We start from the raw sequence: 21,339 nt of genomic DNA, 5'->3' as shown, positions 1-21,339 counted from the left end.
CGGTTGAGGGTCTAAAGGTCGATACTGCAAACGCAAAAAGTTATCCACAACTTTTCGCGTTTTTTAGAGTAGATATTGTGCTCGCGATTCTTCCTGTTTAGCGTCAGGAGCATGAAGACGTGCCTAGAATCGATAAAGGACCTCGCTCCACGTGGTGGTGAACTTGCTTACGAACTCAAGCGCACCGTTTTGACAAAAGACGAGATGGCGTTATTCCTCGACTGCACCCATACCGAAGCCTCACTGATGCTCGCGGTTGCAAAAACTTTTCACCCGGACGAGCTCGACCTAGCTATTGACTACCAACTGAGTTTTGCCAAACTACGTTTGATCTCAAGTGTGAGCAAAAAACTGCGCAATCCGAGCATCGATCCTAAGGAATTACGAGAAGAACTCATCCGTCAAGCGGCAACCTTGAGCTGCTTCGACCTCGATCGCCACATCAAAACTACGTTGAAAACATTAAATGCCGAGTATTCCCGCCCACGTGCATGGTACGCCCGTTTCTCCGCAACTGCCGATGCAGACGGCATGCGCTATATCAATATGAAGCTCCCTGAAGCGCAATGTGAACGTCTGCGCACAGTGCTAACTCCACAAGCCCACGATAAAGCATCCCAAGGTATGGCCAATGGAGAGGCTGAAGGCCTCGCTATGGCTCTGTATGAAACCGTTATTACCAATACTTCAACTGATTCTGGCCATCGGGATCTTCGCCACAGTCCTCTGATCCTTATTCCGATAGCAGATGCGCAAGAACACTGCGATGGTACAGTCACCAATAGTGATGGCGTCATTCTCAATATTACCGATATTGCTGAAGAAATTATCAACGAAATGGGTTTTGCCATCGCAATCTACAAGGACTCACACGGAGTACCCAGGCCTCACGAAGTTCTTGATATCAAACGCTTAGCAGACGCAGACGACCGTTTTCGCGCGATAACTTCGCATTTGATATGTCAGCATCCAGAATGCTCGATCCCGGCGGTTCGCTGCGATATCCACCATATACAGGCCTTTTCTCGTGGAGGGGCAACTACCACTGCCAATCTCTGCCCCCTGTGTAGGGTCCATAACCTTAGAAACGACGATGACCCTAATAGGTCTCGCCACGGGCGTGTCGAAGCTGACCCTAAGACTGGACTTATCTCCTACCGGATGCCCGACGGCACTCAACGCGCTAATCTCCACCCAGCTATCTCCAAGGGGACACAGGCCTTCGCCCACCGGATCCTCGGAGAGAGCTAGTCCACACGCAACACCCACATCCTCGAGGTCGAAGGACCAAGGGGTTATTGAGGATGCCTTATTACAGAGAACGTCTGCCGAGTTCCAGCAATTCCCAGCCACGTTCAGCGAACCAACATCCCGCCAACGCTACGACGGAGAAAAGCAGCAATGCCAACTGGGCGAGTGCATCGTAGTTAATCGTCCCAACAACAATTTCACGCGTCGCAAAGCCAAAGCTGAACATCCACGCAGCTCCATACACGGGCAAGATTCCGGCGATGAGGCGGTATTGCCAGCTGGCAAAAAATAGACCAAAACCCAGTGATAACCGCATAGCGGCTGCCTCTACTACAACTCTACTCATCAGCGGGTCATCGACTAGAAACTCAACATCGCCCAAAAGAAAGAGGGCCCAAAAGACCCAGAACAAACCAGTAACTGCAATGAATACGCGCGATACGGTGATACCAACAATTCGCGCAGACGCGTGACGGCGCCACTCGGATTCCACACCATGGATGATAATTGCCGACAAGTCCGGAGCGCGATCCCGCAAATTTTCGTTGAAGGCTAATCTGCGATTCATTAAGGCGGCTTGCTCAAGAAAATGGCGACATTGTTCGCACCCTATAAGGTGGGCATCAACGATCTCATCGTTAAGAGAAAAAGCTTCGCCATCCAAGCGAGCCGAGAGAGCAGCTTGAACCTTGTCACAGTTCAGCATCGCGGGTGAGAAACCAATCTACGCTGAGCCGACCTGCACCAAATACCACGACTACCATAAGAGACACAATAAGCAAGAGCACGTACTCGAATCCCCCACTGGACGCAAAAAAACCAGAACCTAGGTGGACGAAGTAAAAGGCCGCCGCCATAAGAAGAGCTAGAGCACCAGCAACTACAGTGGTTAGCAGTCCAATAACCAGCAAGGCTCCCCCACCGAGTTCAGCAATGGCAGCTATATAGGCAGAGAGCTTTGGCTGGGGAATAGCGCTTGCAGAGAACTGTCCGGCAATCTCATCAATTCCCTGGATGAATAGCTTCTGGTAACCATGTGCTACGAAGATGACGCCGAGGACGAGCCGAAATATTGCGAGTGCAATATCGCGTACCACTGGGCGATCCATGCCTAGCTCACCCGCCGCGAAGCTTCAGCATCATGTGTGGGCTGTTTATAATGAGCACTGTCGATGAGCTCCAATTCTTGAAAATCGGCTGACTCGTCGTCAATCTCTAAAACCACCGCGCCAGGGTGACGCAGCCGCTGCGGTATACCCAGATCGTTATCGGAGACGCTCCGTACACCAAGTCGGCTACGACGGAGGTGCCGAATGCGTCGGTTGCGTAACTCGATCTCTGATTTAACCAATTTCCTCAGCACGATCAGGTATGCCACAAATATAACGCCCATGAGTGCAGGGGCAATCCAGGCCAGTCCCCCAAATACAATCGCAGAGATAACAGCGACGAGAAGCAACACGCTCATCGTAGCTACTACGATCTTTCGCCGTTGATAACGTGACTTCGCGGCTTCTCGATCCGCTTCAGGGTCGAAACCTCCCCGACCACGCCTAGCCTGAATATACGAAAGCTCTTCTTCGGTGAACTCTGGGCTAAAGTCGTCGTTATCGGGCGTTTCCTCGCTATCTTCTACTTCATCGCCAGTATCTTCGTCGGGGGCTGGGAAGAGCAGATCCTCTGGATCGGTATAGGAAGAATCGATTTCATAGGTGGCCTGTGAAGAAAGGTCAGAGATAGTTTGTTCTCTAATAGGAGGATCTATGAGGATAGAATCTTCGTCTTGATCCTCGCCATTCACCGGCTCATTTTCCTCGCCCGATGCCTCAACGTCAGACTCGAGCTGTGAGTCACTGGGAGTTGGGACCGCTGAATCCTCGAGCGGCAATTTTTTCAACGATCGCTGGGGGCTGAGCTTTTTAGATCCACCCTCGAGAATGACGCGCGTTTCATTGAAGGCTTCGCCCGCTTTTCTTATCGGTTTCTGGGCACGCAAAAACCACGGTGCGAGCACGAAAATCCACAGCACGACGATGATGAGAAGACCAATGAGTCCGGTCACTAGTGATAGCCCTTTCTACTTAACAGTTCAAGCCTATTGGGGCGACCGAACATAGCTTATAAGGCGCGCCGATTCCTACTGGGCTTTTTTGAAATGATCCCTTGGTCGCTTATTCTATGGACAGCCGTCTGCTGAAGCTCTGAACGCGTGAGGGCCATTAAGTAATGATCGCGCCACCGGCCGTCAATATGAAGGTTTTCCTTTAATAAGCCTTCCTCTCTGAAGCCGTTTCTTTCCAGGATCCTTCGACTAGCTTTATTCGACGGAAGATGTGTTGCCGTGAGGCGGTGAAGACCCACTCGATTAAAGGCATGATCGATCGCTAGTGCCACTGCTGCGGTAGCAATGTGGTGGCCAGTTAGAGAAGAATGCAGCCAATAACCCACCCATCCTTCCTGAGCAGTCGCATGTTGGATATTGCCTATTGTCAGCTGGCCGGAAAATTCCCCGTTGACTTCGATAGCCAGGGGCAAAATCTCTCCCTTAGCGGCACTGCGACTCAAGTATCTGTAGGTAGCTCGCCAAGCGGCACTGCTGTGTGCGAGGTGCCACGCGGCAGTGGGAGTCGGTTCGACGGGGCGGAGGAACCGTTCGTCGTCGATACGCAATTCGCACCATTGAGGACCGTCGCTTCTTCGTAGCGGCCGTAACCGAAGTTGGCGTGTGCCCACTCGAATATGCGGGGTATACTCTCGCCAACCTGGGTGCATGGGGTGTCGGGGGCCGAGAGCAAGACGCTCGCGAAAGATGGGCATTAGCTTTGCTGATTCATAAAGAGGACCTCGACGATATCGCCCGGACGCACCTGGGTTATACCTGCCGGAATACGAATCATCGCGTTGGCATCTGATAGGCCCGCGAGCAAGTGGGCGGGAGCTCCATTGGCACCCCCAAGTGCCTCGACAAGATAATCCTGCGTTTGTGCATCGCGCATAAGCCTGGCTCGGATGAAACCTTGCCGCCCGTTCTTACTGCTCACATGGTTCAGCGCCCGGGCGCGTACGGCCCGACGTCTAGCGTTACGCTTGCCTAGGCTCGCCCGTACCAGGGGCCGGATCATGGTTTCGAAGATTACCAAGGCGGATACTGGATTGGCCGGTAGCAGAAATACCGGTATCTGTTTATCACCGAGGAGACCAAAGCCTTGAACACTGCCAGGGTGCATGGCTACGCGGGTAGTGTCGATCTCACCAAACTCATTAAGAATGTCCCTAATGGTGTCCGATCCCGAACCCCCAACGGCGCCAGAGATCACGATAATTTCGCTGCGCAGCATCTGCGCTTCGACGATTTCGCGCAGCCGTCGAGGCTCCCCCGCCGCTATTCCCACGCGGTGCACGTCGGCGCCGGATTCTCGACCCGCGGCGGCTAAGGCGTAGGAGTTGACGTCATAAATCTGACCCAGGGAGGGATCCCGGTCAATGTCAACAAGTTCATAACCGATCGAAATCACAGACATCCGAGGGCGCGGATTGACCAGTACCTTACTCCGCCCCACAGCTGCGAGGAGGCCTATATGGGCAGGAGATAAAATCGTTCCTGCAGAGACCGCTATATCGCCGGGCTGTATGTCATCGCCCTGCCTGCGTACGAATTCACCTGGCCGTACAGCTCTGAGCGCGGTCATACGCTTGCGTCCTCGGTCGGTCCACGCCAGCGGGATAACAGCATCGGAAAGGCTCGGGAGGGGGGCGCCGGTATGGACGCGCACTGCCTGCTTCGGTTGCAACCGCAACGGTCTTGAGCTGCCAGCAGCTACTTCACCAACAACTGGCAACGACACTTCGGTGGGGACATCGGGATCCCCCGCGATCGGGGCGATATCGACTGCTCTAATAGCGTAACCATCGATTGCTGCTTGGTCGAAACCAGGTAGCGGATGCGTGGCCTGAACTTCCTCGGCGCACATGAGCCCCAACGATTCGGCGATAGCGATACGAACAGGTTCTGGGGTTCGTGCAGCCTGGGTGATGAGATTGAGCTGCTCGTCAACGGAGCGCACTAGGATTCTCCCTCTTTTCAGAGCCCATGCTCGTCAAATATTTTACGCAGGGCTTTTCGTAATCCAGGACCATACACGGGGTCTTGGAGACCAAAATCGACACACGCCGGTATATACCCTCCAGGATTTCCGAGGTCGTGGCGCTTACCGTGGTGAACCACAATATGGACGGGGTGCCCTTCCTCAATGAGTAGGGCAATTGCGTCGGTTAGTTGTAATTCTCCGCCAGCACCTGGTTGAATGCGAGCTAGGGCATCGAATATCGAACGATCTAACAGATAGCGACCGGTAGCAACAAAAGTAGACGGCGCTTGTTCAACGGTCGGCTTTTCCACCATGGCCTTAACTTTTTTCACGGTCAGATCGCCGGAATACGAAGCTTCTTCGATATCAAAAACCCCGTAATTGCACACGTTTTCCGGTGCGACTTCAAAGGCACAGAGTACCGACCCCCCGAGTTCATTGCGCACTGCAAGCATTTTCTCTACTACGCCCATAGGAAGTACAAGATCATCGGGCAACATGACCGCAACGACATCTTCATCGTCATCTAAGACGGATTCTGCGAGGCTAACTGCGTGGCCTAGGCCCAAGGGTTCTGCCTGCTCTACGGCGACTGGGGTAGGCAGAGTGTTGACACGTTGAACCTTGGTTAGTTGCTCATCTTTGCCACGATCTTCAAGCATGCGCTCGAGGTCCCCGAATTTTTGGAAATGGGCAAGCACCTCGCGTTTATTAGGGGCCGTGATGATAGCAAGCCGCTGGGCCCCGAGAAGTGCCGCTTCCTCAGCGATGAGCTCGATGCCGGGGGTATCGACAACGGGTAGCAACTCTTTGGGCACCGTCTTGGTGGCCGGCAAAAAGCGCGTACCCATGCCAGCCGCCGGCACAATAACGGTTCGTACCGCTGTCGAGGAATAGGAGGAAGGCAAAGTCATGGTTAATAGTGTAAACGTTTGACCGCTGAGTTTCGGAAAGCACCACCGCTATAGCCACGAGATTTTTTCCCGCCTAGGATTCAAACCATGAATAGTGCTGCAGCGAAATCGGTGATGCGAGATAAGGTGAGACGAGCTCGTATTTCTAAAGATTGCCGAAGTGAAAATGCTCAAATTTCCGGACACTTGGTGAAGTTTCTTCGTGACTATCATGCGCGAGCTGTTGCCGCCTACGCTCCCCTTCCTCACGAACCGGGTTTCGACTTTGTCGCTCCTCTCGCTGCAGCCCTCGAGCAGCTCTGGTTACCGCGTGTTGCTCAACGGCACCAGCTTCGGTGGGGCCTATACCAGGGTCCAGCATCCTTGGAAAAAAGCAGCTGTGGCATACGAGAACCTCGTTTGGCAACTAGGGATGTTGCAGTTCTAGGTGAGCTTGACGCGGTTGTGGTGCCAGGTTTGAGCTACAGCCCCAGCGGTGAACGCCTCGGCCAGGGCGGTGGCTTTTATGACCGCGCATTGGCTGATCGTCCTACGTTACTCATTGGGGTGTGTTTCGCCAGCGAGGTTCAACCCATCGTAGTCGAGGCCCACGATTGCCGTGTAGACATTATCCTCACTGAGAACGGAACCGCCGATCTTCGCTGTGAGTCATAGCAGGTATGATCTACCCTTTTGCCTCGCCAGGTATTGCCCGCCAGATCGCTTTTCGACGTCTCATTTCCGCGGCTTTGATCATCAGCGCTGCCCTCTTACTTGTGGCCGGGCACAATAATTCCACCGCCACCGCGATCATCTACAGTCACGACGTCGCAGCCGGAACCCGACTGAAAGCCGAGGATTTAATGGAAAAGCAGGTGGCAATCGACCTCATTCCTAGGGGACAGTCGATGAAAAAGCAAGATTTTGTGGGTCGGGTACTTATTAGTCAACGGCCTAAGTCCGCGATTGCGCTCCCCGAGGATACTATTAATACCCAATTCGATGCCAAGAATATTGTCGGCCTCGACGGCAATGCACTCATTCCTATAAGTTTGAGTGATCCTACCCTTGCGGGGTTTGTCCTTCCTGGTGACCAAATTAGTATTGTGGCGCTCTCCGCCGAGACCGGGGAACCACGCACAGTTGCCTCAGGTGCTCAGGTGGTTTTTAGTAGTAGTGCCGATCACCAGGCGGCGGGTTTAAAAACTGGATCACTTTTGCTATCCCTCGATATTGCAGACGCCGAGAGCGTGGCGGCTGCGGCGGCGCAATCCCCCATTAGCGTTATCGTAACGGGAGCACGCGCTCAAGGCTGAAGTCGGGTACGATAACTCGAAGATCGTATCCCTTCGACGAAAGTTATAGAGATGTTTCAAGGTTTCAAAGAGTTTGTGCTACGAAGTAATGTCATCGAGTTGGCCGTCGCTGTGGTTGTGGGAGGAGCCGTTACTGGCCTGGTCAACGCCTTCAGTGATTCCCTGATCAGCCCAGTAATCGCCGCGTTGGGCGGAGCTGATGTTTCTGGTCTCGGATTCTATCTGCGCCCGGGCAATGAGGCCAGCTTCCTTGATTTTGGTGCCGTGATTACTGCCGGAATCAATTTCATGATTGTGGCTTCAGTTGTCTACTTCCTCGTTATAGTTCCTATGAATAAGCTCAGTGAGACCCTTGCCAAGGAAAAAGGAGTCGACCAGACTTCTGAAGCTGCCAGCATTGAGGTGGAGCTTTTAACCGAGATCCGCGATTTGCTCAGCCAAGAGCGTGGCACTAAGTCGCATCCCTAACTGACTTATCAGGTATGTCCATATGAGAGCTCAGCACACCTCCATCTGACAAATCAACCGTCCAGCTACCCGTAATCAAATAGTCATATCAAAAACATTGGGATAGCGCTCGACGTTTTTGTCTCGGCAGGTCCCGGGTGCCGGTATTAGCCAAGCTGATGCCGTTTGATTGGTCAATGCCGCTACTGTCACGCAAATAGTCAATCAGCGTCGTGGAAGGTGCAGGCTCTTTTTCGGAGTCCTGTAGTAACGATGCGCTCGCCCCATGAGGTTCATCAGATGAACTGCAGGCACTTACCACGATGGTGAAAGCCGCCGCTTGCATAACTAAATGCCAAGCATTGGATTTTTCCATGGGGAAGAATTTATCCGTTTCACGAAAAAAGCTAAGCTCCCACTTCGAGTGGTTCTACTCCCCGTAGTGCGGCGGTCGTTGATGAAGATAATGCTCCCGTGAATAGTGATCGCACTGTTCGTGTAGAACCTCCGTTGGTTCGACTCGGTCAGCCTCGCGATCGTAGTTCTGAGCGAGGCTTTGTCGAAAGACGCGCCGCTTAGCCATTGGTTACTGGTGGACGCAGCTGATCAACTAGGTGATGAACCAGCGGGATCATCGTGGCCATCCCATCACGAATTGCGGTCCGAGATCCCGCAAGATTGACCACCACGGTAGAACCCGAGACACCAGACGTTCCCCTCGACGTGCAAGCGTCTAAAGCGTTGCACAGCATACCTGAAAAGCGTAAAGCCTGAGCAATCCCTGGCACTTCCTGATCGAGAACCGCTTTGGTGGCCCTCAAGGTCTTATCGCGCGGGCCCACACCTGTTCCCCCTATTGTCACCACTAGGTCAGCTCCACCGATGACTCCTGCCTCGATACCGTTGCGAATCTGCGAGGCCTTTGCGGGAACCCTAATAGAGCCATCCACCACGAATCCGCCCTCAGCCAGCAATTCAGCGACGAGTGTGCAGGTTGCTTCACATTCGCGGTCATCACGACTATCAGTGACCAAAACTGCCAGAGCGCGGCGCAACCCCTTCTTATGCTCAGCTTGTTCTTGGGCGAAGAAGAGATCATCGTCAGGTTCTCGGATATCACTCAGCTTTGATAGATCTCGGGGCAAATTTAAATGGTTTTTGGAACCCATATTATGCTCAGTTTCTCCTTGAAAATTAGGCGGTCGCTCGGTTTCTTATTAACCTACTCGTCGGAAAGTCGAACCTCTACCTCCCGCGGATTTTCACCCCTGAGATCCGTTAGTTTGAGAGTTATGGTCTGGCCGAAGTCAGCAGATCGCACGGCCGCTATAAGAGCGTCAGCACTGTCAATGCGGCGATCACCAAATCCTACTACTACGTCGCCTGGGCGTAGGCCCGCAGTTTCACCTGGGCTCCCTGAAGTGGTATCAGCGATGACAGCACCAACGATGCGGGGGTCGTTGCCTAATCGAATTCCGATCATGGGCTGCTTAGCTTCCCCGCTCTCAATTAATTGCTGCGCTACTCGTTTGGCAAAATTGGCGGGAATGGCGAAGCCCAATCCAATCGATCCAGCACTGTCACCGTTGTGCGGAATCGAGGCAATCATAGAATTGATACCTATCTGATTTCCGTTCATATCCACGAGTGGTCCACCTGAGTTTCCGGGGTTGATCGCAGCATCGGTTTGGATAGCGTCGATGAGGGAGGACTGGCCGAGGTCCCTGCTGCTGGCTCGTACGGGTCGATTAATTGCCGAGATCACCCCCGTTGTTACTGTCGAAGACAATCCGAGGGGGGCACCGACTGCGACGACAGGTTGTCCTACTTGGATCGATGAGGAGTCGCCGAAGCTCATAACGGGAAGATCCTGGACGTCATCGATTTTTACAACAGCTACATCGGTATTGGGATCCCCGGCTACAAAGCGAGCTTGCATGCGACGTCCATCGTTGAACACAACCGTGATCAGCGTGCGGTGGGGATCACCCGCAGTTCCCTCCACAACGTGGTTATTTGTCAGGATATAGCCGTCGGGTGACAGGACTGAACCTGACCCTTCTGACACTCCCGTGGAGTCGCTGACCTTCAACGAAACCACCGCCGGTAGCACCTTGGCTGCCACTTCCTGAACTCCCCCGGTTGGCATGTCAGGTGTGACCCCGTGACTAACTGGAGCATTTAATGCAGCAATGACTTGACCTTGGGACTGGTTATTGGTTGATAGTTGGGTGGCATAAATGCCGGTCAAAGTACCTGAACCGACGGCCGCTGCTAGTGCTAGAGCTATAGCACTGCGAACACCGATGGTGCGCTTTGGGGTGGCTAAAGACTGGGGATCTGGTGTCTGCTGTGCAACGATTGGCTGGGCGTAGGGGTTAACAACCTGCTCAAAGCGAGGATCGCGCTCGGGATGGATCCATTGATTATTATCGTTCATATCAGTCATGATGCTCCACGTTTGTTAAGGGAGGCTGGAATGATTTTAAAAAGAGTCTGTGAATCTAGCTTATCTTCTTTGTGTTCCGCCGACTGCGTCGGGGTCCGTTGATCCCGGAATGGTCACTCGCATTAGTGTGCCGCCGTCCTCGGAATCTAGGACTTCTATAGTGCCGTGATGGCGCGCAATCACCTTGGCCACAATCGATAGCCCTAAGCCGGACCCAGGTACCGCTCGAGCCTCAATTGACCGGTAGAATCGCCCGAATACTTTGTGCCTCTCCCTTGGGGCAATTCCAGGTCCCGAGTCAGCAACAGATAGCTCCAAGAGATCTGAAGAGAGTTGCTCCATATTTACCTTGACAGGGGCCCCCGGGGGAGAGAATTTCGCCGCATTATCAATCAAGTTGAGGATGGCTCGATCTATCCCTTGGAGATCTCCCCATAAATACCAAGGACTGAGATTCGCTATGAATTGAATATCGGGGCGCCTGCGGCGCACTTTTTCAAAGGCCTCGTCAACGGAGTCGGCTAACTCGACCACTTGCAGTTCTAGGGAGGATGAATCTTCGCGTGCTAGATCTCCCAAGGTCTCGATAAGGGTGGTCAATTCTTCCATCTGCGCCAGCACATCGGATTCCATCTCAGCGCGATCACTGGCACTTATCCCGCCTTGTTTTTCCATCATCATGAGCAATTCAATATTGGTTCGCATAGAAGTCAACGGTGTTTTAAGTTCATGACCCGCATCAGCGATGAGTTCTGCTTGTTGTTTGCGGGACTCTTCCAATGCTCGAAGCATCTCGTTGAAGGAAGTGGTCAGTTGGGCTAATTCTACTGTGCCTGAGACCGGAATCGGCTCGAGTTTTTTGGTTTTGGTGACTTCTTCTACAGCAGCTTGCAGTGCTACCAAAGGCCGTAATCCTGCCCTAGCAACAAATAAACCTATTGCCACTGCGAGTACGATACCCAGGCCTGCGATAATCAGTAAAACAAAACCTAGAGCAGCTAAGAGCGACTGAACGCCACCAAAGTCGCGGGCTATCATCACCATAGTGCGCTGGTCATCGATAAGCAGATAGATGCGTTTTCCGTCAATAGTTTCTACTTTAGATCGGTCGGTGGCTCGAATGACCGGAAGCGGGAGTTCATCGCCAACGGAATAGACCCAGTCGGAGCGCTGCACAGTGGCAAAATAGTCAGGGTTGCGGACCTTGAAATAATCAATCTCTGATCGAGCATTTAAGGCGAATTGAGGGGACTCGCTCAGAACCATCATAGATTCCGCCTTGGCACGCAGGTCTTGGTCGACTGCATTAGTAATCGCCCTCGAAGCCGATAAGTAACTGAGGATTAATACCACGAAGATGACGATCGCCACCATATAGGTGGTAAAGATTGTTACCCTCCACCGCAAAGAATTGGAGGAGCCGAACAGGTCGTCTTTAAGGAGCGCATCCTCCGCTGGCCCCACCGGCGCGGCGGGGCCAAAACTGGGACGTCTGAGGATCACGGTGCCGTATCGCGTAGAACATAACCCACGCCGCGCACCGTGTGGATGAGACGGGTCGCCCCTCCCCTCTCGGTCTTGCGGCGTAGGTAACCAATATAAACTTCCAAGGCATTACCCGAGGTTGGAAAATCGTAGCCCCAGACCTGCTCGAGGATTTGGCTGCGACTGAGTACCTTTTTGGGATTAGCGAGTAAATACTGTAAGAGAGCAAACTCGGTACGCGTGAGACTTACACGGCGGCGGCCTCTAGTGACATCACGGGTTTCGGGGTTGAGAACCAGATCGGCGAATACTAACTCGCCGCTGGCAGCAGGAGTGGTTGATTCGGCAGCAGCACGGCGCAGCAGAGATCGGACCCTTGCTAGTAGTTCTTCGAGGGCGAATGGTTTTGGAAGATAGTCATCTGCGCCAGCATCGAGTCCGGCGACGCGATCGGAAACGCCATCACGGGCGGTTAGGACGAGGATAGGACGGTCATCCCCAGAACCGCGCAGGAAGCGACACACTTCCAGCCCATCCATATTGGGCATCATGACATCCAAGATCACCAGATCTGGGTCCTCGCTGTCGATCATGCTGATCGCCGTCTCACCATCTTTGGCTGTAGTAACGGTGTATCCATTAAACGATAATGAGCGCCTGAGTGACTCTCTCACTGCTTGCTCATCGTCGACGACTAAGATTTTCATAATATAAAAAGCCCTACTGTTCTACCTCCTGACGATCAGGAGTTCATTATGCCTATCTTAAGTTACTCGGATCACTTCTACAGCACTTTTGCTAGATTAAGAAAAACCTAGCCCCATGGTGCGCAGATTTTATCCGCACCATGGGGCTAGGTTCTATATTAATAAATCTAGAACTGCTCGACGTCGACCAAGCCTAGTTTAGCTGCCCTAACCAGACGACGAGGGATACGCACAGTGCGACCATCGATCGTGACTTCCTGGAGGGCCACGTTATCAGCCTTCCACTGGGAACGGCGGGCGTGGGTATTAGCACGCGACATACGACGCTTTGGAACTGCCATTTTTTCTTCCCTCCTTAGGACTTCTTAGTGCGGCGGGCCATGCCACCGAAACGACGCTGGAACTTCTCAACACGACCAGCGGTATCCATCACGCGCTGAGCACCGGTCCAGAATGGGTGCGATTCGCTTGTGACGTCTACGACGATCAACGGATATTCGTTACCGTCCTCCCACGTGACCTTGCGGTCGCTATGAGCGGTGGAACGAGTCAGGAACTGGAAGCCAGTACCAGCATCCTGGAACACGACCGGATGGTAGTCCGGGTGGATGTCCTTCTTCATAATTCTCCGATTCCCTCAGGATTGAAACTTCAGGTCGTCTCGCCCCTACTTACTATATGGAGTGATCGTGCCTGAGTTGGGTTTCGTTTACGGTTAGTTGTCATGCTTCTACCACATATAAGCCCACCACCTATGCGGTGGCGTGATAGCAACCTCGGAAATACTACCAGCAGCAAGGGTGGAAAAGGAAATCTTCTTAGCCACTTTTACAGTGAAACTTCTCATGCGGCATCGGGTAGTACGAGGTGGTCCGCATGACTGCAACCACTAATGTGCTACTCCTTTACGTCCATCAGACTACTTTTCGGGGTCATCGAGGATTGGGATTAGGAATTTATTGAGTTTTTCGGTATGGTTGTCCCTTGCTGTTGTCGAAATTGTTCGTTAACGCCCTTAGTACCTTGTTAGCGCAGGTGTGAACGAAGGGCGGCTAGGAGAAAGTTTTACCCATGTCGGCTATTTGCCAGGTTACGGGACGCACGCCGAGTTTCGGCAAGTCTGTCTCTCACTCGCACCGACGCACTTCCCGCCGTTGGAACCCCAACGTGCAGCGTCGTAGGTTCTACCTGCCCTCTGAGGGCCGTACCATTGTTTTGAATGTTTCCACCAAGGGTCTGAAGATCATCGATCGCGACGGCATTGAGTCCGTGGTTGCACAGATCCGCGCCCGGGGAGAGAAGGTCTAACACATGGCACGTAATGACATCCGTCCAATTATCAAGCTGAAGTCTACGGCTGGCACTGGTTATACCTATGTCACTCGTAAGAATAAGCGCAACAATCCTGATCGCATTACCTTGAAAAAATACGATCCGGTTGTCCGCAAGCACGTCGAATTCCGCGAGGAGCGATAATCTATGGCTAAGAAGTCCAAGATCGCCAAGAACGAGCAGCGCAAGGAAATCGTCGCCCGCTATGCGGAGCGTCGTAACGAGCTCAAGGCAATCATTAAGAATCCCAATACCTCTGACGAGGATCGTCTGGATGCACAGTTCGAACTGAACCGTCAACCTCGCGATGCCTCCCCAGTTCGTGTCCGCAATCGCGACTCGCACGATGGCCGACCTCGCGGTTACCTCCGCAAGTTTGGCCTGTCCCGTGTCCGTATGCGCCAGATGGCTCACCGCGGTGAGCTGCCAGGCGTTCGTAAGTCCAGCTGGTAATTCAGGGAGTATCTAATGAAGCGCACTAATATGAAGAAGGCGCGGATGGAACAATCCCGCCGCCCGAAGAAAAACCCTCTCAAGGCTCAGGGCATTGAGAAGGTAGACTACAAGGACATTAACACCCTTCGTCTATTCATCTCAGATCGCCACAAGATCCGTTCACGTCGCGTGACTGGTCTTACCCCACAGCAACAGCGTCAGGTCGCAACCGCTGTGAAGAACGCTCGCGAGATGGCTCTCCTGCCGTTCACCAGCCGCTAAGTCTGGGACGATTAACGCCTCTCTCTTCGTAGAGAGTTGCAACGACAGCCCTAAGCGCTCCACCTTATATCTGGTGGAGCGCTTTGTTGTGCACAGCGAGTTATTATTGGATTTGTGCGCTAAACTAATGTGGTTATTTTTTTACAACGGGGAAAGCTGGAAAACTGTGTTGCATGATTCTCTTCTTGAACTCGCCTCCCAGGCGCCGCAGTGCCAGAATGCTGCCACCGCTCGCGGTATTCTCCTTGAGTCTCAGGATCTCATCCGCAACGCAATTGAGCATGAGGCTAGGCCCCAAGAGCTGGTCATTTGGTTTTCACGACTTATTACCGATGTACTCCACTCGGAAGGTATCAAGGACCTGACTGGGGGTGCGGATCTAGTACTCACCGGAGCGGTCGGCCGTGGCGACGCACTGCCTAGTTCACCCATTAAGTGGCTAACCGTCGGCGGTACCGCGGTTGATACCCAGCCACTGATCGAGCTTATTGGGCAAGTAGGACTCCTGACTGAACGCACCCACTTTGGATTCGAAGCGCGGAGCAAGGAAAAGTGGCTCATGGAACTGAAAGGCACTGATGGTCGTGGGTTCGCCGTCTTTGCCGACGCTGGCACGTGGCTATTAGCACACGTCGTTAACCAAGAAAATGCAGCCGTTGAGCTGCTTAAAGAGGCATTTACTTACCGACCGCCAGCCGTTAGGATGAACTCAGGATTGCCAGATCTTAAGGCTCATATCGATATTCGACAATCGCTGCTCTATCCTATTATTGCGCTCGCTAGATGGGCTGGAGTGGCCGCGAAATCACAAGAGTTCTCTACTCCCGCGCGACTAAACTCGGCAGTGCTGGCGGGAACGCTCGAGGCTGCACAGGCAGACTATCTGCGCACCGCGTGGGAATCTGGACTAGGCTTGCAATTTAGACGCTTCACTGATCGAGTACATGGCCACGAAACCACCGCCGCTTCTTTGCCTGCCATTCAGCGCAGTACTTATGGAGCGTCGACACGTATGGTTTCGGATGTATTTTCTTCCCTAGAGTCCGCGCTTCCTGCACAGAAAGAGGTATAAGGATGGCTGGAGCAGTGGGGCGTCCCCGCAAAAACAGTCCTCGTCGGCGTGGCGCTACCGCCCGCGAAGAGATCTTGGATGCAGCCGCGGAGTTATTCACCACCCAAGGCTTTGCCACTACGTCCACCCACCAGATAGCTGATGCGGTGGGTATTAGGCAAGCGAGTCTGTACTACCACTTTCCTTCTAAGACTGAGATATTTCTAACCTTACTTAACTCCACGGTAGAACCGTCGATGGCGCTCGCTGCGCATTTCGAAAACGCTACCTTACCCGCCCCAATGCGGCTGTGGGCGCTGACAGCCTCAGAATGTCGCCTGCTACTATCTACTCGGTGGAATGTCGGTAAACTATACCAACTGCCAGTAGTGAGCTCCGAAGAATTTGCCACCTATCATGATCAGCGTCGCCGGTTGCGGGAATTCTTCCGCGCAACCGCGGCTGAAATTGTGGGCCCAGACGATCCTCGCGCTCACGTACCTTTTCTTTTAGCCACCTCGGTGAGCGAAATGCGCGATAATGACGGCTCGACCCCATATCAGCTCAGTTCCACCTGCCTGCCGGAAACGGCGTGCATGCTCGCCGACGCAGCTCTCGCCGTTTTAAATTCCCCTCTGCCAGAAGACCGGGTCGACGTTACTCTTGATCTTTTGCGTACTTATGCCGCGCAATAATCCGATGTGCTTGCTGGATAAGTGGAGCATCGATCATTTCACCATCTAATTGGAAAGCTCCCGGGTAGTTCGCTGCTTTAGCTACAACTTTTTCTGCCCACTGATAGTGGCTGGGCTCGGGGGCGTAAGCCTTGCGAATCACCTCGACTTGGCGCGGGTGTATACACGCACTGGCGGCGAAGCCAGAGCGAGCTGCATCGGTTGCCTCCGCCCGCAGACCTTCATCATCGGTGAAGTCCCCGTAAACTGCATCGATACTGATCTTGCCGTGAGCCGCGGCTTGCATATGCATCATGGCTCGAGTCAACCGCATCGTGTCGCGATAGGTGTGCGGGTACACCTCGTCGGGTCCACGGCGCGAGTGAGTACCTCCCAGTTGCACGGTTAGGTCTTCGGCTCCCCACAAAAGGCCCACAATGCTCGGATGCGCGGCGATCGCTGGCAGGTTGACCACTGCTTGAGGAGTCTCGATCATCGCAATCACATCGAGGCCCTCTAGGACTGCTGGAATATTGGAACCTATTTTAGGCACGATCACCGTGGAATAAGGAGTCGTTTTTACGAAAGCCACATCTTGTTCAAAGAACTGACTGTCGGGACCAATCGTGCGCACAATGGTAGAAGCCGGATCCAGACCGCATGCTCGGATATTTTCATAAGCCAAGTCACGGTCGATATCACCGGCACCGTCCTCGAGGTCGAGAATGACCATATCGGCTATACGGGCTGCCTTGGGGATGATATCAACTCGGCCTGCGGGTGCAAATAGAATGGCAGGGCCAGGAAGGGTAATAGTCATAGCTTTAAAAATAGTCGATCGGGTGGCGGCTTTCTTCTAGTGCGAGCAAAACCACCACCACGATCACCAATTCCTAATGAGCGAAGTGTCGGGTTCCCGTAAGATACATCGTCACTCCCGCGCGTTTAGCGGCCTCGATAACATCGGTGTCACGAATCGAACCACCGGGTTGCACGACCGCTTTAATACCGGCGTCCGCCAAAATTTCGAAGCCATCAGGGAAGGGGAAGAAGGCGTCTGATGCCGCCACAGCACCGCGAGCCCGTTCGATATCTCCAGCGAGACTATTAGCGCGTTCGACTGCTAATTTTGCGGCATCTACCCGATTAACCTGCCCCATGCCTACCCCCACTGTGGCGCCGTTGGCTGCAAGAAGGATGGCGTTGGACTTCACCGCGCGTACTGCCCGCCAGGCGAAGTTAAGGTCTTCTAATTCCGCTGGGTCGCTGGGAGCACCAGCAACGAGGGTCCAATTCTTGAGGTTATCCCCATGGGCATCAATTATATCTCGCGATTGGACTAGGAGGCCGCCTGCTATCTCACGGCGCTCTACTCCCCCAACGAGAGGTGGTTCGGCGCGCAGGATGCGAAGGTTTTTCTTAGCTTCGAGGATCTCGATCGCTTCAGCCTCATAGCTGGGTGCGATGATCACTTCAGTAAAGATCTCAGCGATACGGCGCGCCATGTCAGCTGTGACTTCGCGATTGGCTGCAATAACTCCACCAAATGCGGACAGTGGATCACAGTCATGGGCTAGTTGGTGAGCGTGCGCTATCGATTCATCCGAGACCGCGATGCCGCAAGGATTGGCATGTTTAATGATGGCCACGCAGCTGCGCTCGTGATCCCACGCGGCCCGCCAGGCGGCGTCAGCGTCGGTAAAGTTGTTATAACTCATTTCTTTACCGCTCAGCTGCTGTGCACTAGCGAGTCCCGTGCCCGAGCTATAGAGGGCGGCTTCTTGATGTGGGTTCTCTCCGTAACGCAGAGTGGTGCTGAGCTGGTACTCGAGCCCTAAAAATTCTGGGAATTGAGAATCAGTCTCGTTTTCGGCCATCCACGTCGCTACAGCGAGATCATATGAGGCAGTGTGCCGGAAAGCTTCGGCGGCTAAGCTCTGGCGCTGCTTAATGCTAAAGCCTCCTATTTGAAGGGCATGCTCAATATCGCTATAGCGAGCCGGGGATACCACCACGGCGACCGAGGGGTGATTTTTAGCGGCTGCCCTCACCATTGTGGGGCCCCCAATATCGATGTGCTCGACACACGAATCCACATCGGCACCCGAGGCGACGGTCTCCTTAAAGGGGTACAAGTTAACAACAACCAACTGGAAAGGGGCAATGTTGAGCTCTGCCAACTGGTTGAGATGATGGGCTTTTCGGGTATCGGCTAAAATGCCGGCGTGCACGTTGGGATGTAGAGTTTTGACCCGCCCTTCCAGGCATTCTGGAAAACCCGTCAGCTGATCCACTGCGGTTACTCCGATGCCGAGTCCAGCTATATATTTCGCGGTTGAACCAGTGGAAACAATTTCCACTCCAGCGCTGTCAAGGGCTTGGGCGAGTTCAGCGAGCCCTGTTTTATCGTAGACGCTAATGAGCGCACGGCTAATCTTTTTGCGATCTTCACTCATGGATGGAAGAAAACCTCTCTGTGTGCTGGTCCTCCCGAAATTTTCGGGCAAAAGAATTGAGAACGTCGACGATGAGCCTGCGCTCTACGTCTTTGATTCGTTCATGTAGTTCCGCCTCAGAGTCCCCGCTCAAGACCGCCACGGGCTCTTGAGCGATGATCTCACCGGTGTCCACCCCTTCATCAATAAAGTGCACGGTAGATCCTGTGATTTTCACACCGTAATCTAAGGCATCCCGCACCGCATGAGCCCCAGGAAAAGCGGGCAGTAGAGCGGGGTGGGTGTTGATGGTACGCCCTGCATAGTGATCAAGAAATGGGGCACCAAGTATCTTCATGAATCCAGCGGATACGATGAGGTCTGGCTCATACTGGGCGATAGTGACCGCTAAATCCGCATTCCACTGATCTCGATTCATTCCCAGCGGCACGATGCTGCTGGGAATACCAGCCTTTTCACTGCGCGACAACGCGGGACACGTGATATCGCACACCACCCCTACTACGTGGTATAAACCCTGGTTATCAAGGATGGATTGCAAAAGGGTGCCCGCCCCTGAGGCGAGCACCACAATTTTGAGCGGCTGAGAAGATTCGAAGCTGATCACAGGGATATCCTAGCCGTGCTGATATAAGGTTTTCCTAGTTTTCTGTCTCTTTTTCTTCTTGAGCTGATTCAAAAGCTATGTCTTCAAGGTCAGCTTCGGTGCGTTCGGGCCCGAAGGCGATTGGTTCCTCTAGATTTGCCTCTGGTTTTACCGGCTCGGATTCTTCAGCGACCTCTTCAGAATCTAATGGCCCGACCTCAATTACGCCCTCCTCATCCTTCTCCTCTAATTCTGGTTCGCTATCAGTTTTGTCGGGCTCTACCGGCTCTGATACGTTTGCGATCTCTTCGGTCTCTTGGGAATCTAAAGCTCCCGCGACTTCTGGCGATCCTGCTAGCTCAGGTTGACTGGTATCTTCTTCCGTCTCACCAGTGGCTGCCTCAGGGTGATTCCCCGTGTCGCTAGGATCTGGTTCATTAGATATCGAGGATTCATTGTCGGTGCGCCGCGAGGCTTGGACAGTGGCGGTGGCCCACGTACAAAATAGTGCAGTGGTGAATATCGTGGGAACGAGAACTATCGCGATGACGTGTGGACCTGTCAGCCCATAAACACCCAATTCGCCCCGTCCGAAGTAAATAAGGGCCGCATTGAGTACAGTAGCCACGCTCACAGCTACGGCAGATTCTAGAGCGTTCAACCGCGCCTTTACAGCGACATAAATTGCTACACCAGCAGGTATAGCTAATAGACTAGGTGCGACACTATGAGCAGACTGAGGAATCGCGGCCATAAGCGGTAGCGGTGGTAGGGCCACCAGATTAATCCCAAAGAGGCTGATAGTTGCCTGGCCGATAATCGCTTCTGAACCAGAGAGCAAAGCTAAAGTAGCGATCATAAAATTCGGCACATACAGGAGGCTGAGAATACTCGCTCCTACGATGCCCCACGGTGAATATACCTGCACAAGCTCGGATAGCACGTGATAGTGGAAGCCTAAGGATATAAGAAGGACCACTAAGCTTGCCGCAAGGCAATAAGCAATAAAACGGACTGCGGCTACTGCTCCGTCAATCAGGTTCGGCGACAGACCTGCTCGCTTTATCAGGGCGCGCCACAACCGTGGGCCCATTCCCACAACCAGAGCAAGCAGATGCAGAAGGACTGTAGCCCCCACTGCGTGCAGCAACGGTGGCACCGCAACTGGGAAAACGACGGAAGCATCAAAGAGCATCCCGGCGGCGATCAGCGTCAAGGCAGTGGGTATACCAAGGACCGCACAGGCAATAACCGCGAGATCATAAAGGCTGACGCGGTCCTTAATCAAACGGTAGACCGTTCGAGCCTGCACACAAGCGAAGAGGAGAGGAGGCGCGAGGGGTACGTAGGAGATCACCACATCCTCACCGCTGAGGGGCGCAGCATTAAAAGCTAACCAACCCAACGCAATCGTGGCAGGTAGAGCCGCCATGGAGGTTTCAGTGAGAAGTAAAATAAGCAGGGCGCCAGAAATTATCACACCCAGAATAACTGCTATGGGAACCGTCAAGGTAAAGAGGATATGACGAATTTTAGCTTTTATACTCAGATCAGCTGGAATCTTGTCCGTGGAAGAGATCCTGGCACTTTTCTTCTTCGACGTGCTCGTGCGTGAAGCGGGAGCGGTTGATCTCACCGCTGTTCGCGGGCGACGAATACGCTGCGGTTCGACACTCGGGCCGGTCTTTTTGCTCATTCTTTCCAGTCTGCCATCACCTGTGGGGATCAGCCAGAAAGACGCGGCCACCCCTGAAAAATTTAAATCAATCTACACCTCGAATGCGCACACCCTCACAAGTCCAAACCTCCCGTACGGGTGGTGCCGAGGATATCTATCTGCCTCGAACTAGGGAATCTCTTAAACGCGGCAATATGGAGTGAATACTG

At 53.3% G+C, this 21,339-nt stretch carries 27 protein-coding genes; 10 read left to right on the top strand and 17 right to left on the bottom strand.

Features of this window, described 5'->3' with window-relative positions:
• Positions 1-111: 111 nt before the first annotated feature.
• Positions 112-1,251: an HNH endonuclease gene (locus N7326_RS04500; RefSeq protein WP_263088240.1), complete on the top strand. Its 1,140-nt coding sequence runs from the start codon at positions 112-114 to the stop codon at positions 1,249-1,251.
• A gap of 61 nt (positions 1,252-1,312) precedes the next feature.
• Here the strand turns inward: N7326_RS04500 and N7326_RS04495 are convergent, their stop codons facing one another.
• Genes N7326_RS04495 through N7326_RS04470 form a run of 6 tightly spaced genes read right to left on the bottom strand, consistent with a single transcriptional unit; the run spans position 1,313 to position 6,253 of the window.
• On the bottom strand, positions 1,313-1,957 hold the full coding sequence (locus N7326_RS04495; protein WP_259078331.1) for a zf-HC2 domain-containing protein: 645 nt from the start codon (positions 1,955-1,957) through the stop codon (positions 1,313-1,315).
• The gene (locus N7326_RS04490) at positions 1,944-2,360 is read right to left on the bottom strand and encodes a DoxX family protein (RefSeq protein ID WP_259078332.1); all 417 of its coding nucleotides are present in this window, start codon (positions 2,358-2,360) and stop codon (positions 1,944-1,946) included. Before N7326_RS04490 ends, N7326_RS04495 begins: the two co-directional genes overlap by 14 nt.
• A gap of 2 nt (positions 2,361-2,362) precedes the next feature.
• The gene (gene sepX / locus N7326_RS04485) at positions 2,363-3,313 is read right to left on the bottom strand and encodes a divisome protein SepX/GlpR (protein WP_259078333.1); all 951 of its coding nucleotides are present in this window, start codon (positions 3,311-3,313) and stop codon (positions 2,363-2,365) included.
• 56 nt (positions 3,314-3,369) lie between these two features.
• Positions 3,370-4,068: a GNAT family N-acetyltransferase gene (locus N7326_RS04480; protein ID WP_263088238.1), complete on the bottom strand. Its 699-nt coding sequence runs from the start codon at positions 4,066-4,068 to the stop codon at positions 3,370-3,372.
• Entirely contained in the window at positions 4,068-5,315 is a 1,248-nt protein-coding gene (glp, locus tag N7326_RS04475; RefSeq protein WP_259158232.1) for a molybdotransferase-like divisome protein Glp, read from the bottom strand. The genes N7326_RS04480 and glp overlap by 1 nt, the downstream gene beginning before the upstream one ends.
• 17 nt (positions 5,316-5,332) lie before the next feature.
• Complete coding sequence (locus N7326_RS04470) at positions 5,333-6,253, bottom strand: UTP--glucose-1-phosphate uridylyltransferase (protein WP_259078338.1); 921 nt, start codon at positions 6,251-6,253, stop codon at positions 5,333-5,335.
• An 87-nt stretch (positions 6,254-6,340) separates the two neighbouring features.
• Here N7326_RS04470 and N7326_RS04465 point away from each other — a divergent pair, with 87 nt between their 5' ends.
• The 3 genes from N7326_RS04465 to mscL are packed head-to-tail and all read left to right on the top strand — an operon-like array spanning position 6,341 to position 8,016.
• A complete protein-coding gene (locus N7326_RS04465; protein WP_263088237.1) occupies positions 6,341-6,907 on the top strand; it encodes a 5-formyltetrahydrofolate cyclo-ligase in 567 nt (188 codons plus the stop codon).
• Between the two features lie 5 nt (positions 6,908-6,912).
• The gene (locus N7326_RS04460; protein ID WP_263088236.1) at positions 6,913-7,548 is read left to right on the top strand and encodes a hypothetical protein; all 636 of its coding nucleotides are present in this window, start codon (positions 6,913-6,915) and stop codon (positions 7,546-7,548) included.
• Positions 7,549-7,599: 51 nt separating this feature from the next.
• Complete coding sequence (gene mscL / locus N7326_RS04455; RefSeq protein WP_259078341.1) at positions 7,600-8,016, top strand: large conductance mechanosensitive channel protein MscL; 417 nt, start codon at positions 7,600-7,602, stop codon at positions 8,014-8,016.
• 88 nt (positions 8,017-8,104) lie between these two features.
• Here mscL and N7326_RS04450 read toward each other — a convergent pair whose 3' ends face one another.
• The 7 genes from N7326_RS04450 to N7326_RS04420 form a co-directional block, all read right to left on the bottom strand.
• Complete coding sequence (locus tag N7326_RS04450; RefSeq protein WP_263088233.1) at positions 8,105-8,371, bottom strand: hypothetical protein; 267 nt, start codon at positions 8,369-8,371, stop codon at positions 8,105-8,107.
• Between the two features lie 199 nt (positions 8,372-8,570).
• Positions 8,571-9,164, bottom strand: a complete 594-nt coding sequence (locus N7326_RS04445) for a MogA/MoaB family molybdenum cofactor biosynthesis protein (protein WP_259078344.1) — start codon at positions 9,162-9,164, stop codon at positions 8,571-8,573.
• Between the two features lie 53 nt (positions 9,165-9,217).
• On the bottom strand, positions 9,218-10,444 hold the full coding sequence (locus tag N7326_RS04440; protein ID WP_259078345.1) for a S1C family serine protease: 1,227 nt from the start codon (positions 10,442-10,444) through the stop codon (positions 9,218-9,220).
• Positions 10,445-10,504: 60 nt separating this feature from the next.
• Positions 10,505-11,947, bottom strand: coding sequence for a HAMP domain-containing sensor histidine kinase (locus N7326_RS04435; RefSeq protein WP_259078346.1), 1,443 nt, complete (start codon positions 11,945-11,947; stop codon positions 10,505-10,507).
• The gene (locus N7326_RS04430) at positions 11,944-12,636 is read right to left on the bottom strand and encodes a response regulator transcription factor (protein ID WP_259078347.1); all 693 of its coding nucleotides are present in this window, start codon (positions 12,634-12,636) and stop codon (positions 11,944-11,946) included. The genes N7326_RS04435 and N7326_RS04430 overlap by 4 nt, the downstream gene beginning before the upstream one ends.
• A gap of 167 nt (positions 12,637-12,803) precedes the next feature.
• Positions 12,804-12,977 carry a 50S ribosomal protein L32 gene (gene rpmF, locus N7326_RS04425; protein ID WP_259078348.1) on the bottom strand — a complete coding sequence of 58 codons (174 nt, stop codon included), beginning with the start codon at positions 12,975-12,977 and terminating at the stop codon, positions 12,804-12,806.
• A gap of 14 nt (positions 12,978-12,991) precedes the next feature.
• Positions 12,992-13,258, bottom strand: coding sequence for a type B 50S ribosomal protein L31 (locus N7326_RS04420; protein WP_259078349.1), 267 nt, complete (start codon positions 13,256-13,258; stop codon positions 12,992-12,994).
• 449 nt (positions 13,259-13,707) lie between these two features.
• On the opposite strand from N7326_RS04420, the gene rpmB reads away from it, so the two are divergent.
• The 6 genes from rpmB (at position 13,708) to N7326_RS04390 (ending at position 16,431) form a co-directional block, all read left to right on the top strand.
• Entirely contained in the window at positions 13,708-13,944 is a 237-nt protein-coding gene (gene rpmB / locus N7326_RS04415) for a 50S ribosomal protein L28 (RefSeq protein WP_259078350.1), read from the top strand.
• Positions 13,945-13,947: 3 nt separating this feature from the next.
• Positions 13,948-14,112 carry a 50S ribosomal protein L33 gene (gene rpmG, locus N7326_RS04410; protein ID WP_006063179.1) on the top strand — a complete coding sequence of 55 codons (165 nt, stop codon included), beginning with the start codon at positions 13,948-13,950 and terminating at the stop codon, positions 14,110-14,112.
• Positions 14,113-14,115: 3 nt separating this feature from the next.
• On the top strand, positions 14,116-14,421 hold the full coding sequence (rpsN, locus tag N7326_RS04405; RefSeq protein WP_259078353.1) for a 30S ribosomal protein S14: 306 nt from the start codon (positions 14,116-14,118) through the stop codon (positions 14,419-14,421).
• 15 nt (positions 14,422-14,436) lie between these two features.
• On the top strand, positions 14,437-14,685 hold the full coding sequence (gene rpsR / locus N7326_RS04400) for a 30S ribosomal protein S18 (RefSeq protein ID WP_259078355.1): 249 nt from the start codon (positions 14,437-14,439) through the stop codon (positions 14,683-14,685).
• 169 nt (positions 14,686-14,854) lie between these two features.
• Positions 14,855-15,757, top strand: coding sequence for a putative nucleotidyltransferase substrate binding domain-containing protein (locus tag N7326_RS04395; RefSeq protein ID WP_259158363.1), 903 nt, complete (start codon positions 14,855-14,857; stop codon positions 15,755-15,757).
• 2 nt (positions 15,758-15,759) lie between these two features.
• Positions 15,760-16,431 (top strand): TetR/AcrR family transcriptional regulator, encoded by a 672-nt coding sequence (locus N7326_RS04390; RefSeq protein WP_259078357.1) that lies wholly within the window; start codon positions 15,760-15,762, stop codon positions 16,429-16,431.
• Here the strand turns inward: N7326_RS04390 and N7326_RS04385 are convergent.
• From N7326_RS04385 to N7326_RS04370, 4 genes are all read right to left on the bottom strand, one after another.
• Entirely contained in the window at positions 16,394-17,230 is an 837-nt protein-coding gene (locus N7326_RS04385; protein ID WP_259078358.1) for an HpcH/HpaI aldolase/citrate lyase family protein, read from the bottom strand. The two genes, N7326_RS04390 and N7326_RS04385, sit on opposite strands and share 38 nt — an antisense overlap.
• Positions 17,231-17,303: 73 nt before the next feature.
• A complete protein-coding gene (purH, locus tag N7326_RS04380; RefSeq protein WP_259158222.1) occupies positions 17,304-18,866 on the bottom strand; it encodes a bifunctional phosphoribosylaminoimidazolecarboxamide formyltransferase/IMP cyclohydrolase in 1,563 nt (520 codons plus the stop codon).
• Entirely contained in the window at positions 18,859-19,479 is a 621-nt protein-coding gene (gene purN / locus N7326_RS04375) for a phosphoribosylglycinamide formyltransferase (protein WP_396124749.1), read from the bottom strand. Before purN ends, purH begins: the two co-directional genes overlap by 8 nt.
• 28 nt (positions 19,480-19,507) lie before the next feature.
• Entirely contained in the window at positions 19,508-21,148 is a 1,641-nt protein-coding gene (locus tag N7326_RS04370) for a cell division protein PerM (RefSeq protein ID WP_263088231.1), read from the bottom strand.
• Positions 21,149-21,339: the final 191 nt, after the last annotated feature.

This window comes from Corynebacterium sp. ES2794-CONJ1, from assembly GCF_025660615.1.
Classification (GTDB): domain Bacteria; phylum Actinomycetota; class Actinomycetes; order Mycobacteriales; family Mycobacteriaceae; genus Corynebacterium.
The sequence above is the reverse complement of the archived record's forward strand: the minus strand, read 5'-3'. Positions and strand labels throughout refer to the sequence as shown.

Excerpts from the sequence above, each read along its gene's own strand:
- N7326_RS04500 (WP_263088240.1), top strand. The coding sequence starts at position 112 with ATGAAGACGTGCCTAGAATCGATAAAGGACCTCGCTCCACGTGGTGGT.
- N7326_RS04495 (WP_259078331.1), bottom strand. The coding sequence starts at position 1,957 with ATGCTGAACTGTGACAAGGTTCAAGCTGCTCTCTCGGCTCGCTTGGAT.
- N7326_RS04490 (WP_259078332.1), bottom strand. The coding sequence starts at position 2,360 with ATGGATCGCCCAGTGGTACGCGATATTGCACTCGCAATATTTCGGCTC.
- N7326_RS04480 (WP_263088238.1), bottom strand. The coding sequence starts at position 4,068 with ATGCCCATCTTTCGCGAGCGTCTTGCTCTCGGCCCCCGACACCCCATG.
- N7326_RS04470 (WP_259078338.1), bottom strand. The coding sequence starts at position 6,253 with ATGACTTTGCCTTCCTCCTATTCCTCGACAGCGGTACGAACCGTTATT.
- N7326_RS04465 (WP_263088237.1), top strand. The coding sequence starts at position 6,341 with ATGAATAGTGCTGCAGCGAAATCGGTGATGCGAGATAAGGTGAGACGA.
- N7326_RS04460 (WP_263088236.1), top strand. The coding sequence starts at position 6,913 with ATGATCTACCCTTTTGCCTCGCCAGGTATTGCCCGCCAGATCGCTTTT.
- mscL (WP_259078341.1), top strand. The coding sequence starts at position 7,600 with ATGTTTCAAGGTTTCAAAGAGTTTGTGCTACGAAGTAATGTCATCGAG.
- N7326_RS04450 (WP_263088233.1), bottom strand. The coding sequence starts at position 8,371 with ATGGAAAAATCCAATGCTTGGCATTTAGTTATGCAAGCGGCGGCTTTC.
- N7326_RS04445 (WP_259078344.1), bottom strand. The coding sequence starts at position 9,164 with ATGGGTTCCAAAAACCATTTAAATTTGCCCCGAGATCTATCAAAGCTG.
- N7326_RS04440 (WP_259078345.1), bottom strand. The coding sequence starts at position 10,444 with ATGACTGATATGAACGATAATAATCAATGGATCCATCCCGAGCGCGAT.
- N7326_RS04430 (WP_259078347.1), bottom strand. The coding sequence starts at position 12,636 with ATGAAAATCTTAGTCGTCGACGATGAGCAAGCAGTGAGAGAGTCACTC.
- rpmF (WP_259078348.1), bottom strand. The coding sequence starts at position 12,977 with ATGGCAGTTCCAAAGCGTCGTATGTCGCGTGCTAATACCCACGCCCGC.
- N7326_RS04420 (WP_259078349.1), bottom strand. The coding sequence starts at position 13,258 with ATGAAGAAGGACATCCACCCGGACTACCATCCGGTCGTGTTCCAGGAT.
- rpmB (WP_259078350.1), top strand. The coding sequence starts at position 13,708 with ATGTCGGCTATTTGCCAGGTTACGGGACGCACGCCGAGTTTCGGCAAG.
- rpmG (WP_006063179.1), top strand. The coding sequence starts at position 13,948 with ATGGCACGTAATGACATCCGTCCAATTATCAAGCTGAAGTCTACGGCT.
- rpsN (WP_259078353.1), top strand. The coding sequence starts at position 14,116 with ATGGCTAAGAAGTCCAAGATCGCCAAGAACGAGCAGCGCAAGGAAATC.
- rpsR (WP_259078355.1), top strand. The coding sequence starts at position 14,437 with ATGAAGCGCACTAATATGAAGAAGGCGCGGATGGAACAATCCCGCCGC.
- N7326_RS04390 (WP_259078357.1), top strand. The coding sequence starts at position 15,760 with ATGGCTGGAGCAGTGGGGCGTCCCCGCAAAAACAGTCCTCGTCGGCGT.
- N7326_RS04385 (WP_259078358.1), bottom strand. The coding sequence starts at position 17,230 with ATGACTATTACCCTTCCTGGCCCTGCCATTCTATTTGCACCCGCAGGC.
- purH (WP_259158222.1), bottom strand. The coding sequence starts at position 18,866 with ATGAGTGAAGATCGCAAAAAGATTAGCCGTGCGCTCATTAGCGTCTAC.
- N7326_RS04370 (WP_263088231.1), bottom strand. The coding sequence starts at position 21,148 with ATGAGCAAAAAGACCGGCCCGAGTGTCGAACCGCAGCGTATTCGTCGC.